The 12,966-nt window shown below is 75.1% G+C and carries 12 protein-coding genes; 8 read left to right on the top strand and 4 right to left on the bottom strand.

The genetic code is table 11. The features are described from left to right. Positions 1-8 precede the first annotated feature (8 nt). A complete protein-coding gene (locus KYT88_RS00310; protein ID WP_043583568.1) occupies positions 9-1,403 on the top strand; it encodes an MFS transporter in 1,395 nt (464 codons plus the stop codon). Positions 1,404-1,416: 13 nt separating this feature from the next. On the opposite strand, the gene KYT88_RS00305 is transcribed toward KYT88_RS00310, so the two are convergent. Continuing rightward, entirely contained in the window at positions 1,417-2,604 is a 1,188-nt protein-coding gene (locus KYT88_RS00305) for an FAD-dependent oxidoreductase (protein ID WP_043583570.1), read from the bottom strand. Positions 2,605-2,846: 242 nt separating this feature from the next. After that, complete coding sequence (gene pcp, locus KYT88_RS00300) at positions 2,847-3,488, bottom strand: pyroglutamyl-peptidase I (protein WP_043583572.1); 642 nt, start codon at positions 3,486-3,488, stop codon at positions 2,847-2,849. A 140-nt stretch (positions 3,489-3,628) separates the two neighbouring features. On the opposite strand from pcp, the gene KYT88_RS00295 reads away from it, so the two are divergent. From KYT88_RS00295 to KYT88_RS00285, 3 genes are all read left to right on the top strand, one after another. Beyond that, positions 3,629-4,912 (top strand): hypothetical protein, encoded by a 1,284-nt coding sequence (locus tag KYT88_RS00295; protein WP_043583573.1) that lies wholly within the window; start codon positions 3,629-3,631, stop codon positions 4,910-4,912. Between the two features lie 116 nt (positions 4,913-5,028). Further along, positions 5,029-5,295: a hypothetical protein gene (locus KYT88_RS00290; protein WP_119374231.1), complete on the top strand. Its 267-nt coding sequence runs from the start codon at positions 5,029-5,031 to the stop codon at positions 5,293-5,295. 4 nt (positions 5,296-5,299) lie between these two features. Continuing rightward, entirely contained in the window at positions 5,300-5,569 is a 270-nt protein-coding gene (locus KYT88_RS00285; RefSeq protein WP_167332591.1) for a hypothetical protein, read from the top strand. Between the two features lie 21 nt (positions 5,570-5,590). Here the strand turns inward: KYT88_RS00285 and KYT88_RS00280 are convergent, their stop codons facing one another. Both KYT88_RS00280 and KYT88_RS00275 read right to left on the bottom strand, forming a co-directional pair. After that, positions 5,591-6,259 (bottom strand): class F sortase, encoded by a 669-nt coding sequence (locus KYT88_RS00280; RefSeq protein WP_237583712.1) that lies wholly within the window; start codon positions 6,257-6,259, stop codon positions 5,591-5,593. A 5-nt stretch (positions 6,260-6,264) separates the two neighbouring features. Continuing rightward, positions 6,265-6,975 carry a CHRD domain-containing protein gene (locus tag KYT88_RS00275; protein WP_043583574.1) on the bottom strand — a complete coding sequence of 237 codons (711 nt, stop codon included), beginning with the start codon at positions 6,973-6,975 and terminating at the stop codon, positions 6,265-6,267. A gap of 219 nt (positions 6,976-7,194) precedes the next feature. Between KYT88_RS00275 and KYT88_RS00270 the strand changes: the two genes are divergently transcribed. From KYT88_RS00270 to KYT88_RS00255, 4 genes are all read left to right on the top strand, one after another. Continuing rightward, a complete protein-coding gene (locus KYT88_RS00270; RefSeq protein ID WP_043583575.1) occupies positions 7,195-7,746 on the top strand; it encodes an RNA polymerase sigma factor in 552 nt (183 codons plus the stop codon). After that, positions 7,743-8,573 carry a hypothetical protein gene (locus tag KYT88_RS00265; protein ID WP_051629197.1) on the top strand — a complete coding sequence of 277 codons (831 nt, stop codon included), beginning with the start codon at positions 7,743-7,745 and terminating at the stop codon, positions 8,571-8,573. Before KYT88_RS00270 ends, KYT88_RS00265 begins: the two co-directional genes overlap by 4 nt. Before the next feature lie 258 nt (positions 8,574-8,831). After that, on the top strand, positions 8,832-9,443 hold the full coding sequence (locus tag KYT88_RS00260) for a 4'-phosphopantetheinyl transferase family protein (protein ID WP_237583711.1): 612 nt from the start codon (positions 8,832-8,834) through the stop codon (positions 9,441-9,443). A gap of 124 nt (positions 9,444-9,567) precedes the next feature. After that, the gene (locus tag KYT88_RS00255; RefSeq protein ID WP_237583710.1) at positions 9,568-12,936 is read left to right on the top strand and encodes a thioester reductase domain-containing protein; all 3,369 of its coding nucleotides are present in this window, start codon (positions 9,568-9,570) and stop codon (positions 12,934-12,936) included. Positions 12,937-12,966: the final 30 nt, after the last annotated feature.

The raw sequence follows: 12,966 nt of genomic DNA, 5'->3' as shown, positions 1-12,966 counted from the left end.
TTGCGACCATGAGCACCACCGCGCCCGCCGCCGTCGCCGAGCCCGAGCCCGCCGCCCCTCCCCGCCGACGGGTCGCCGCATGGGCGCTGTGGGACTGGGGATCCGCGGCCTTCAACGCCGTGGTCACCACCTTCGTCTTCAGCACGTACCTCGCGAGCAGCCTGTTCGTGGATCCCGCGATCGTCGCTGCCGCGGGCGACGACGCGCGCAACCCGGCGCTCGTGGCCGCGAAGGCCGACACCTCGGGCGTGATCTCGCTCGCGCTCACCATCGCCGGGCTCCTCATCGCGGTGCTCGCGCCCGTGCTCGGGCAGCGCTCCGACGGATCCGGCCGCCGCCGCCTCTGGCTCGGGATCAACACCGGAATCGTCGTGCTCGCGATGCTCGGCATGGTGTTCGTCGAGCCCGTGCCCTCCTACCTCTGGCTCGGCGCCGTGCTCCTCGCCACCGGCAACGTGTTCTTCGAGTTCGCGAGCGTGAACTACAACGCGATGCTCGTGCAGGTGAGCACGCCGCGCACGGTCGGCCGCGTGTCCGGCCTCGGCTGGGGCATGGGCTACGTGGGCGGGATCGTGCTGCTCGCGCTGCTGCTCGGCCTCTTCCTCTTCGACTTCGGGACGCCGGGCGCATCCGGCCTCCTCGGCCTGCCGTCGGGAGCCGAGGGTGGCGCGCTCGACGTGCGCATCGCGATCCTCGTGGCCGCGATCTGGTGCGCCGTGTTCTCGATCCCCGTGCTGGTGGGCGTGCCCGAGATCCCGGCGGCGCCGGGGCGGAAGCGGCAGGGCATCCTCGCGTCGTACGGCACGCTGTTCCGCCGGATCGCGGAGCTCTACCGGGAGTCGCCGCGCGTCATCGTGTTCCTCGTCGCGAGCGCCGTGTTCCGCGACGGGCTCGCGGCCGTCTTCACGTTCGGGGCCATCATCGCCGCCCAGGTCTTCGGGTTCACGACCACCGAGGTGCTGCTGTTCGGCGTCGCGGCCAACGTGGTCGCCGGCATCGGCACGTTCGCGGCCGGCTGGTTCGACGACCGGTTCGGCGCGAAGCCGGTGATCCTCGTGTCGCTCGTCTGCCTCATCCTCGGCGGATCCGCGGTGCTCGCCGTCGGCGACGCCAAGGCCGGCTTCTGGGCGACGGGCCTGTTCCTCTGCCTGTTCGTGGGCCCCGTGCAGTCGTCGAGCCGCACCTTCCTCGCGCGGATCTCGCCGGCCGGCCGCGAGGGCGAGATGTTCGGCCTCTACACGACCACGGGCCGCGCGGTCTCGTTCCTGGCGCCGGGCCTGTTCGGCATCGCGGTGGCCATCACGGGCGACACGCGCTTCGGGATCATCGGCATCGTGATCGTGCTGCTCGCGGGGCTGCTGCTCATGCTGCGGGTGCGCGGGGCGGACGCGCGGGTGGCGTGACGCGTCCGCGCCGTCAGGCCAGCACGAAGTCGTAGAGCTCGGATCCGGCCCCGGCACGGCCTCGCGCGGCCTGGCGGTCGGCGAGCGGCATGATGACCCGATCCCGCACCGCGGCGCCCACCGTGCCGAGGAGCTTGATCCGATCGAGCCACCGGCCCTGCTCGATGACGTATGCCACCCTCTCCTGGCGCCGCCGGGCGAGCTGCGCCACGACGTCGACCGGATCCGCGCCTCCGGCCAGGATGCGCCCGAGCACGGCGGCGTCCTCGAGCGCGAGCGACGCGCCCTGGCCGGACGACGGGGAGATGGCGTGCGCGGCGTCGCCGACCAGGACCACCCGGCGCGCGCCCCACGCGGGAGGCGCCTCCCGGCGCGGGAAGCGGGAGTCGAGGTCCGGCGTGGCGGGGATCAGCTGCTCGAGCGGCAGCGCGTCCCGGGCGCCGAGCCGCAGCAGCAGATCCGCCCAGTCCTCCGACGTGAGCGGCGCGCCCGGGGCGGACCCGCGCCGGGAGACGGGGACGCGGGGGTTCGCGAACCATCCGGTGGTGCCGTCCTCGAGGATCGCGTACGCGAGGAAGCAGTCGCGTCCGAAGCGGAACTGCAGGGTGCCCGGCGTGGACGCGGAGGCGGGCAGCGCACCCGCCCGGGCCGTGCCGCCGACGTAGACCAGACCGGTGACGCGCTCCGCGGGGCCGGCCGCCTGCGCACCCAGACCCGCCCGGACCGCCGAGCCCACCCCGTCCGCGCCGATGACCAGGTCCCCCGCGTGCCGTTCCCCGTACTCCGTCACGAGGCTCGCTCCCCGCTCGTCCTGCGCGACGGAGGTCACGCGCGCCGCGTGCACCGTGCGCGCCCCGACGCGCGTCGCCTCCTCCCGCAGCAGCGTGTGCAGCTCCGCCCGACGCAGCGAGCGGGTGACGAGGCCCTCACCCGGCTGCGGGCCGAGCGGCAGGTCCGCCGTCCGGCGCCCGTCGGCCGCGGAGATGCGGACCCGCGGGGTGGCCTCGCCGAGAGAGCTCGCCGCGTCGCCGAGCCCGATGGAGTCCAGCGCGACCATGCCGTTGCTCGCGACCTGGAGCCAGGATCCCGTCACCTCGGCGGCGCTCCGGCGCTCGAGGACGGTCGCCTCGTGCCCCGCACGACGGACGGCGATGGCCGTGGCGAGACCGGCGATGCCGCCGCCGGCGATCACGACGTGCATGCGGGTGTCCCGATCTCGATCATGCGGAGCCTCTCGACCGCCCCGGGATCCGTGGTCGGCGCGCGCACCGCGATGCGCGACACCCGCGTCACGGGATGGGGTGGTCGAGACCGGACGGCCGCGACCCGCGTGACCGACTGCCAGGGGGATGCCGCGAGGGTAGGCGGCGCGCCCGGGGAGCCGCCGCGCCGATCCCCAGGCGCGGACGCCGGGAGACCGGGGGCCGTGCCTCGCTCAGCGGATCAGTCGAGCGACCCGCCGCCCACCTTCACGTCGGTCGCGTTCGCGAGCGTCGCGCGGACCACGGCCGTGAGGGCCGTCGCGATCTGCTCCATGCGCATGTAGGGGCGGTCGGTGCCGATCGCCTCCTCCGTCGAGTACGGGATGTGGACGAAGCCGCCGCGGGTGCCGGGGCGGTCGCGCAGCTCGTGCATCAGCAGGTAGAAGACGTGGTTGCAGGTGTAGGTGCCGGCGGTCTGCGAGACGACCGCGGGGATCCCCTTGGTGCGCACGGCCGCGACCGCCGCCTTGATCGGCAGGGTGCTGAAGTACGCCGCCGGGCCGCCGTCGACGACCGGCTCGTCGATGGGCTGGAACCCCGTGTTGTCGGGGATGCGGGCGTCGTCGACGTTGATCGCGACGCGCTCCACCTCGAGCGTCTCGATGCCGCCGGCGAGGCCCACGGAGATCACGACATCGGGATCCACCTCGGCGAGCGCCGCCCGCAGCGCGTCGTCGACCTTCGCGAAGTCGACGGGCAGCTGCCGCACCTGGATCTCGGCGTCGCCGTCCCAGCGGTCGCGGACCTCCTGGACGGCGGTCCACGACGGGTTGCTGGTGTCGCCGTCGAAGGGCTCGAAACCGGTGAGGAGGACGGTGGGCATGCGGGGGCTCCTGTCGGTGCGAGGCGGGTCCCGTCCACGGTACGCCTCGTCCGGGGGCGGCCCGGAGGGGGGGATGCGCGGAGTCCACCTCAGCGAGAACCATGGGCACGGGCGACCCGGCCCGCACGGAAGGAACGCACATGACCCGCACCTCACCGAGACGACGTCTCCCGCTCACCGCCCTGGCCGTCGTGGTCGCCGCCGGCACCGCGTTCGCGGGCGTCGCGCCCGCGCAGGCCGCCGACGCACCCGCGCCGGCCGCCGACTCGACGAGCGGCGCCGCGGCCGCCGCCATCCGCATCCCGGCACCCCAGGTGCGGCCGAGCTCGTTCGAGTTCGGCTCCACGCCGGTGTTCCACGGCTTCGTCACCGCCGACCTGTCGGGCCTCCCCGACGGCGCCGACCGCGACCTCCGCTACGAGTACCAGGTCGACGGCACCGGGACCTGGCGCTCCGCCGGATACACCAGCGTCTCCGGGCTCGCCGACGACGAGGTCTACCTCCCCGGGGCCGCCGGGACGCACCTGCTCAGCGTGCGCGTGGCCGGGACGGTGGACGGCGTCGCCGTCACCGGAACGGCCTCCGCACCCCAGGAGGCCCGCTTCGTCGGCGGGACGATCGAGACCACGCCCGAGGTCGTCGTGGACGGGCCCTCCGTCACCTTCCGCTGGGACGTCCGCGAGGCCCTCAACGGGGTCACCCCCGAGGAGAGCCGCATCTTCTACCAGCTCGACGACGGCGCGTTCGTGGAGGTCGGCGGCGTGGGATCGGTCACGGTCACGCCCGGCTACGGCAAGCGCGTCGGCTTCGACCTCACCTACGGCTTCATCGCCGACACCTACCTGACCGTCCACGTCGACGGCGTCACGGCCGACGCCCCCGGCGCGCAGCGCCTGACGGCCGCACCCCTGCCGTCGATCGTCGGCTCGGCCGACTTCGGGCAGACGCTCTCGGTGCGCACGGGCGCCTGGCAGCCCGCACCCGTGACGCTCGAGTACCAGTGGTACCGCGACGGCGTGCGGACCGGCGTCCAGACGCCGACCTACGCGGTGGGCGGCAACGACATCGGGCACCGCATCACGGTCTCGGTGCGCGGATCCCGCGACGGCTACGTCTCGCAGACCCGCACCTCGGGTCCGACCAAGAAGGTCGCCGAGCCCGTCGTCACCGCGGGCACGCCGCGCGTCACCGGCAACCCCGTCGTCGGCCGGACGCTCACGGCGCAGCCCGGCGTCTGGAAGCCGTCGACGCTGGAGCTCGGCTACCAGTGGAAGCGCGACGGGAAGGTCATCCCCGGCGCGACCGCGAAGACGTACACGCTGACGGAGGCCGACCGCGGCCTCACCGTGCACGTGGTCGTGAGCGGCGTCATCTACCTGTACGACCGCGCCGCCGTGGCGAGCGCGGGCGTGAAGGTGCGCTGACCCGCGCATCGCACGCCCGACGGGCCCGGCTCCTCCACGGGGCCGGGCCCGTCGGCGTCCGCCCCCATGCGGGCGGCCCCTCGTGCGGGAGCGGTCCCGGCCGATAGCTTCGGGGGATGATCTCCAACTCCGGCGCCGGGATCGGCATCGCCCTCTACGTCCTCGTGATCCTCGCCCTCGCGGTGCTGTCGATCGTCGCGACCGTCGTGCTCATCCGGCTCGCGCTCGTCGCGCGCCGCACGCTGCTCGTCACCACCTCGCTGCAGGAGGCCCGGCTCGAGCTCATCCGCGAGCAGACCGCGCGGCTGCAGGCGGATGATGATGGCGACGGGAACGGCGGGCCGTACGGGCCCGGCGCCGGGCCCTCCGATCCGATCGCCTGAGCGGATGCGCGACATGGAGAGCACCGAGCCGCCCAGCATCCTGCTGCCCGCGGCGTACGACGTGGTCTGGTCGGTCGTCACGGTCGCCGTCATCGTCGCGATCGTGATCGCCCTCGTGGCGCTCGTCCGCTTCGCGCGCGCGGGCCGACGGGCGCGGGCCGCATCCGCCGCGCTCGACGAAGCCCGGCTCGAGCTGGTGCGCGAGCGCACGGCGCGCCTGCGGGCGGGGCTGCCGGATGCGGGCGGCAAGGGCCCCGAGGATCCGGCCGCCTGACCCGCGCACGCGCCGCGCGGATCAGCCCACGGGCTCCGCGAACACGACGCGGTTGTCCTCGTAGTGGCCGACGCTCCGGTCGAAGATCCCGCCGCAGGTGATGAGGCGGAGCTGGTCGGTGGGCTGCGCGCCGAACACACGCGCGGTCGGGAAGTCGGCCTTGGCGAAGTCGGCGACCTCGGTCACGGCGTAGCGCGTGGATCCGCCGTCGACGTCCTGCACGGACACCTCGTCGCCCACGCCGAGCTCGGCGAGCCGGCCGAACGCGGCGGGTCCCACGCGCGAGTCGACGTGCGCGGCGATCACCGTGGGCCCGCGACCGCCGGGACGCCCGCCGCCCGTGAACCAGCCGACGTCGTCGAAGTCGACGGGCACCTCCATCCGGCCGTCGGCGGCGATCCCGAGGTCGATGAGCGGCTGGTCGAGGTCGATGGCGGGGATGGCGACGCGGGTGGGGACCGCGCCGAGGCCCTGCACGACCGTGGGGGAGGTCGTGGGCGGGGCGCTCGACGCGGCGGCCGGTGGGGCGGACGGCGCTGCGGGCGACGTCGCGGAGCGAGCACCCGGTGCCGCTCCGGGCTCCGCGGGCGCGCAGCCCGCGAGCGCGACCAGCGGGATCAGCGCGGCCGCCAGCACCACGGCCCGGCGGGCGCGCCGCGCGGGCGACGCGCCAGCCGGGCTGCGGTGCACGGGGATCAGGACTCCTGCGCGCGGTGGCGGCGCATCAGCACGACGCCGGCCGCGGCGAGCGCGACGGCACCGCCGCCCGCGACGAGCGGGAGGGCCGAGGTCGTGGTGGCGGATCCGCCCGCGCCCGTGTCGACACCGCCGACCGGCACCTGGGTCAGCTGGCCGCGCACGGCACCGGCCGTGAACGACGCGGTGTGGGTGTCGGCCGCGAACGAGGCCGGGTCGGCCTCGATCTGCGCGACCGTGAAGCCCGTGCCCGTGTCCTGGTTCTGCGCGTTCATGATCCCGGTCGTGAAGGGGCCCTGCATGCAGCCGGAGCTGGTGCGGGTGCCGTCGCCGGCGTCCACCGGGTTGGGGAAGGCGATGCGGGGTGGGCCGGCCTTGCCGACGGCGGCCTGGTGGATGTGCGTGGCCGTCTTCGCGGGGCTCTTGTACTCGCCGGTGACGCCCGTGAGGGTGATGTCGTAGCAGATGGTGTTCGACGCGGAGTCGAGGCGGAGGTCGAATCGGCCGGTGGCGCCGGGCTCGCCGGGGGTCGCGACGCCGTCGGCGTTGAGCACCTGGTCGGGCGTCGCCATCACGGTGAACGCGCTCGTGAAGCGGTCGGGCTCGGGGACGGTGGTCTCGGCGGACGCGGGCGTCGCGGCGAGGAGGGTGAGGGCGGCCGCGGCGGCGCCCCCGATGGTCATGTTCCGGACGAGTCTCGTGTGCGTCATCGCGTGCAGCCTCTCGTGGTGGGGCACCCGGACGGGCACCGCTTCTGACAGGGCATACGCACGGCGGGCGGCAGGCGTTCATCGGTCGCGGAAATTCGTCCGGGAGGCGTGTCGCGGCGATCCGCGGTCCCTCCCCACCCGACGGATGAACGCCGGGCCCCCCGCCGACGTATCCCCCGGTGAGGGCGCGCACCCGCCGCCTAGGCTGAGGGGATCACGATGGCGCTCGTCCTGACGCGTCCGGCCCCTGCACCCGAGCGGAGCACGATGAGCGCGTCCCCGCCCGGGTTCGACGTGCGCGAGGCGTTCGCGGAGCACGGCGGTGCTCTGCTCGGGTTCGCGGTCAACGCCCTGCAGGACCGCCAGCTCGCCGAGGACTGCGTGCAGGAGACGTTCCTCCGCGCCTGGCGCGCCCGCGACTCCTTCGACGGCGAGCGCGGCAGCGCGCGCACCTGGTTGTTCGCGATCGAGCGGCGGGTGATCCTCGACGTGCACCGCGCCCGGGCCCGCACGCCGCGCATCGTGGCCGAGGACGAGGCGCCCGAGCAGGCGACGCGGGAGGCGGATCCGCTCGACCGGCTCGGCATCGTCGAGGGCCTCGCCCGGCTCAGCGACGCCCACCGCGAGGCCGTCGTCGCGGTGCATCTCACCGGGCTCAGCTACCAGGAGCTCTCCACGGCCACGGGTGTGCCCGTCGCCACCCTGCGCACGCGCGTCTTCCACGCGCTCCGCGCCCTCCGCACGCATCTCGACGAAGTGGATCCCGCATGACCGACGACCGCACCCCCGATCCGCACGGTCTCGAGCCCGACGACCGCCGCGGCGAGCTCATCGCGGCGGCCCTCGCCGACGACCTCTCCCCCGCCGAGTCCGCGGAGCTGGATGCGCTGCGCGCGGCCGACCCGACGATCGACGAGGAGCTCGCGCTGCTCGGCGGGCTGCCGGCGGCGCTCGGCGGGCTCGGTGCGTGGCAGGTGGCGGAGCCGAGCGACGAGCTGGCTCGCCGGATCGGCCTGATCGCGGACGGGAGCGGCGAGGCGGAGGACGAGCGCGGGTCCGCGGTCGCGAGGTCGGACGAGCGCGCGTCGGCGTCGGCATCTGCCGGCCGCGCGACCGCGGATGGGCCCGCCGACCTCGACGCGCACCGCGCGCGCCGCGGATCGCGCACCCGCCGGACAGCCCTCCTCATCGCGGGCGCGGCAGCCTGCCTCGCCGTCGGCGCCGCAGGAGGCGCGTTCCTGGCGACCCCGCGCGCCGACGTCGCGTCCGGCCCGGCCGGCACGCTCGGTGCCGTCGAGGGCGTGTCCTTCGCGGGCGCGCCCGCGGGCGTCGACGTCACGGGCGAGGTGGTCGCGCACACCTGGGGCACGGAGACGCTGCTCACGGTCGACGGCCTGACGGTCGGCGACAGCTACTCCGTGGTCGTCGTCGACGCCGCGGGCGGGGAGCACTCCTCCGGCACGATGCTCGGATCCGCCGTGCGCATCGACTGCCGCCTCAACGCCGACGTGCTGCGCCAGGATGCCGCGTCCGTCGAGATCCGCGACGCCGCGGGCGACCGCGTCGCCGTGGCGGAGCTGCCGCCCGTCGGCGCCTGACGCGACCGACCTTCACCGCCTGACGCGACCGCCGAACCCGAGAGGACGCGCCCCGGGACGCGTTACCCGCCCCCTGCGAAAGCTGCCCGTAGCTCGCGGCGCTAACGCGGCCCACCGGCGGCATCGCGCGCCCTGAGCACCCGGCGGCGGAGTGTAGTGCGCCGCACGTGACCCGGGAACCATGGAGGAAGCGGGGGTTTAGTTGTGTCAGTGCAACTACTACCGCGGAACCCCTGGGGGCGACTCCTCCCGGATTCCGTGGTCGTCGCGGCAGCCGACCACGACGTGGACGGAGGCCTGGCCGGCGACGAGGGCGACGCCGTCGCGACCGCGCTCCCGGGCCGCCGCGCGGAGTTCGTGACCGGTCGCGTGCTCGCGCGGCAGGCGCTCGCGGCCCTGGGCATCCGACCCGGACCGATCCCGGTCGCGCGGAGCGGAGCTCCCATGTGGCCGGCCGGGGTCGTCGGCAGCATCACCCACTGCGCCGGGCTCCGCGCGTGCGCCGTCGGACGACGCGACGAGCACGCCGGGATCGGCATCGACGCGACACCCACACGTCCCCTCCCGGGAGGCGTGCTGGCGCGCGTGGCGGATCTCGGCAGCCCACCCGTCGCCGCGGGCCTCGACGCGCTCCGGGCAGCCGGGGTCGCGAGTCCCGACAGCGTGCTCTTCGCCGCGGCCGAGGCCGTCGCGAAGGCGCGGACCTCGGCGCACGGCGGCTGGCACGGCATCGACGGCGCGGACATCGCGCTCCACGCGGACGGCTCATTCGCCGTCCGCGCACGCCGGGGTCCGGCGTTCACCGGCACCGGCCGGTGGGCGGTGGCCGGGGGGCTGGCGCTGGCGGGCATCGCGCTCGACGAGCACTGAAGCCGGCGCGCAGGGGCGCGCCGGGACGAACGACGAGAGGACCGACACATTGGGGACTGAGCACATGGGGACCGAGCACATGGGGACCGAGCACATGGGGACCGGAGACATGAGGACTGCGCACATGGGGAGCCAGCACGACGACACCTCGATCGAGGCGATCTTCGCGCAGCACGCCGAGCGGACGGCGCTGCGGCAGCGTTCCGGGCCGGAGGTCACGGACATGAGCTTCGGGGAGCTGTGGGACCGGGCGAGCGCGCTGGCCGCGGCGCTCGGCGAGACCGTGTCGGCCGGCGATCGCATCGCGGTGCTCGGCACCGCGACCGCGGACGCCGTCACCCTTGACCTCGCCGCGTGGATCCTCGGCGCGGTGAGCGTGCCCCTCCAGGCGAGCGCGCCCGTCGGGACCCTGCAGCGGATCGTCGAGGAGACGACGCCGGTGTGGATCGCGGCCACCGCCGAGCAGGCCGCGACGGCCCGGGCGGTCGCCGAGGCATCGGGCGACGGCATCCGGACGATGCTGCTCGACACCGGCACCGGCACCGGCACCGCCCTGACGCTCGACGCGCTCGTCGCCCGAGGCGCCGGCCTGCCGGGAGCGAGCCCGTGGCACCCCGCACCCGGCGACGACCCGCTCGCGCTCCTGCTCTACACGTCGGGCAGCACCGGGACGCCGAAGGGCGCGATGTACACGCGCTCCATGGTCGAGCGGATGTGGCACGCCATGCGGACCTACCCGGCCATGGGCCCGGACGCATCCACGCCCGCGCACGACGGATCCGATGACGCAGCCGACGCCATCGTCGGGTACGCGTACCTCCCGATGAGCCACCTCACCGGCCGCTCCTCCCTCCTCGCCACGCTCGGCCGCGGCGGCACGGTCGCGCTCGCGACCTCGACCGACCTGTCGACGCTCTTCGACGACCTGCGGACCTTCGCCCCGACCGAGTTCGTCTTCGTGCCGCGCGTCGCGGAGATGGTCCGGCAGGAGGGCGACCGCGAGGAGCAGCGCCGGCTCGCCGCCGGCGGCGCGGACCCGGACGCGGTCCGCGCCGAGGTCCAGGCCGACCTGCGCGTCCGCGCGTTCGGCGGCCGGATCCGCCGGGCGATCTGCACCAGCGCCCCGCTGACGCCCGAGCTCCGCACCTACATCGAGGGATGCCTCGGGCTGACGCTGCACGACCTGTACGGGTCGACCGAGGCCGGCGGCATCCTCCACGACGGGGTGATCCAGCAGCCTCCCGTCACCGAGCACAAGCTCGTCGACGTGCCCGAGCTCGGGTACCGCACCACCGATCTGCCCCACCCGCGGGGCGAGCTGCTCGTCAAGAGCGCGTCCGTGATCGCCGGGTACTTCCGCCGGCCGGACGTCACCGCCGCGGTGTTCGACGAGGACGGCTTCTACCGGACCGGCGACGTCATGGCGCAGACCGGACCCGGCACCTACGAGTACGTCGACCGTCGGAACAACGTGATCAAGCTGTCGCAGGGCGAGTTCGTCGCGGTTGCGTCCCTCGAGGCGACCTACGGCGGGACGCCCGAGGTGCACCAGATCGCCGTGCACGGCGACAGCCGGCACGCGTTCCTCGTCGCGGTCGTCGTCCCGGCAGAGGCCGGGGCATCGGAGCGCGACATCCTCGCGGCCCTCCAGCGCACCGCCCGCGAGCACGGCCTCGCCCCCTACGAGGTGCCCCGCGGCGTGATCGTCGAACCCGAGCCGTTCACGGTCGACGGCGGCATGCTCTCCGACGCCGGGAAGCTCCTGCGCCTGCGCCTCACGCAGCGGTACGGCGAGCGCTTCGCCGCCCTCTACGACGCGCTCGAGGAGCAGCAGAGCGGCACCCTGGTGGCCGCCCTCCGCGAGCGCGCCGCCGACGAGCCGACGGTCGACACGGTGGTGCGCGCCGCCCTCCAGCTCCTCGGCGCCGAGGTGTCTCCCGCAACCGCCGCCGCGGCCCGGTTCCAGGACCTCGGCGGGGACTCGCTGTCCGCGCTGACGTTCTCCGGGATCCTCGAGGACGTCTTCGGCACCGAGGTGCCCGTCGGCGTCCTCACCGACCCGACCAACGACCTCGCGGCCGTCGCCGCGTTCGTGGAGCGCTCCGCCTCCGACGACCGGCCGACCGTGACCCGCGTGCACGGCGCGGGCGCATCCACCCTCCGCGTCAGCGACCTCCGCCTCGACCGGATGCTCGGCGGCATCCCGGCGCCGGTCCCCCGCGCCTCGGCCGCCCGCCCGGGATCCCGGACAGTCCTGCTCACCGGCGCGAACGGCTACCTCGGCCGCTTCATGGCCATCGACTGGCTCGAGCGCCTCGCCCCGGAGGGCGGCACGCTGGTGTGCGTCGTGCGCGGCGCCGACGACGCCGACGCCCGGCGCCGCCTCGAGGCCGCGTTCGCCGCGGATCCCGCGTTCGCCCGGCGCTTCGCCGAGCTGTCGGGCTCGCTCGAGGTGCTGGCCGGCGACGTCAGCGAGCACCGCCTCGGCCTCGACGACGAGCGGTGGATCGACCTGGCCGCCCGGGTCGACCTCGTCGCGCACGCGGCTGCCCTCGTGAACCACGTCCTCCCCTACCAGGCGCTGTTCGGCCCGAACGTCGTCGGCACCGCCGAGGCGATCCGCCTGGCGATCGCCGCCGGCAGCGTGCCCGTCACCTTCGTCTCGAGCGTCGCCGTCGCGGGCGGCGCGCAGCCGGGCGCGGCCGCCGACGCGGAACCGTCGGCGCCCGCCGCGCTCGACGAGCACGCCGACATCCGCGCCATGATCCCCGAGTGGGCCGTCGGCGACGAGTACGCCAACGGGTACGGCGCGAGCAAGTGGGCGAGCGAGGTGCTGCTCCGCGAGGCCCACGAGCACCACGGCGTCCCCGTGGCCGTGTTCCGGTCCGACATGATCCTGGCGCACCCCCGCTGGCGCGGCCAGGTGAACCTCCCCGACGTCTTCACCCGGCTGATCTGGAGCGTCCTCACCACCGGCCTCGCGCCGGCCTCGTTCGTGCGACGCGGCCCCGACGGCGAGCCGCAGCGGTCCCACTACGACGGTCTGCCTGCCGACTTCACGGCGGCGGCGATCGACGGGATCGGCGCGGCGCTCACCGAGGGGCACCGCACCTTCAACGTCGTGAACCCGCACGACGACGGCGTCTCGCTCGACACCTTCGTGGACTGGCTCCGCGAGGACGGCCACGACATCGAGCGCGTGGAGGACCACGCGGAGTGGGTCGACCGGTTCCGCGCGGCGCTGGGATCGCTCCCGGACGCCGATCGCGCCCGGTCCGTCCTGCCGCTGATGCACGCGTTCGCCGCGCCCGAGGAGCCGCACGCCGGCTCGGCGATCCCGGCGGACGCGTTCGCCGAGGCCGTAAGGGCGGTGCGCCCGCTCGGGTCGCCGGACATCCCGTCGCTCGACCGCGCGCTCATCGCCAAGGTGGCGGACGACCTCGCGTTCCTCGGACTGCTCGCGCCGGCGCCGGCGCGGGCGGCAGCCGCGTGACACCCACGCGCGAGGACTGAGATCGAGGGG

Origin of the sequence: Clavibacter sp. A6099, assembly GCF_021919125.1 — a bacterium.
Taxonomy (GTDB): Bacteria; Actinomycetota; Actinomycetes; order Actinomycetales; family Microbacteriaceae; genus Clavibacter; species Clavibacter seminis.
Note: the sequence above shows the minus strand (reverse complement) of the source record. Positions and strands in the feature narration are given on the sequence as shown.

Excerpts from the sequence above, each read along its gene's own strand:
- pcp (WP_043583572.1), bottom strand. The coding sequence starts at position 3,488 with ATGCCCACCGTCCTCCTCACCGGTTTCGAGCCCTTCGACGGCGACACC.
- KYT88_RS00265 (WP_051629197.1), top strand. The coding sequence starts at position 7,743 with ATGACCGACGACCGCACCCCCGATCCGCACGGTCTCGAGCCCGACGAC.
- KYT88_RS00270 (WP_043583575.1), top strand. The coding sequence starts at position 7,195 with ATGGCGCTCGTCCTGACGCGTCCGGCCCCTGCACCCGAGCGGAGCACG.
- KYT88_RS00290 (WP_119374231.1), top strand. The coding sequence starts at position 5,029 with ATGATCTCCAACTCCGGCGCCGGGATCGGCATCGCCCTCTACGTCCTC.
- KYT88_RS00255 (WP_237583710.1), top strand. The coding sequence starts at position 9,568 with ATGGGGAGCCAGCACGACGACACCTCGATCGAGGCGATCTTCGCGCAG.
- KYT88_RS00295 (WP_043583573.1), top strand. The coding sequence starts at position 3,629 with ATGACCCGCACCTCACCGAGACGACGTCTCCCGCTCACCGCCCTGGCC.
- KYT88_RS00305 (WP_043583570.1), bottom strand. The coding sequence starts at position 2,604 with ATGCACGTCGTGATCGCCGGCGGCGGCATCGCCGGTCTCGCCACGGCC.
- KYT88_RS00310 (WP_043583568.1), top strand. The coding sequence starts at position 9 with ATGAGCACCACCGCGCCCGCCGCCGTCGCCGAGCCCGAGCCCGCCGCC.
- KYT88_RS00285 (WP_167332591.1), top strand. The coding sequence starts at position 5,300 with ATGCGCGACATGGAGAGCACCGAGCCGCCCAGCATCCTGCTGCCCGCG.
- KYT88_RS00275 (WP_043583574.1), bottom strand. The coding sequence starts at position 6,975 with ATGACGCACACGAGACTCGTCCGGAACATGACCATCGGGGGCGCCGCC.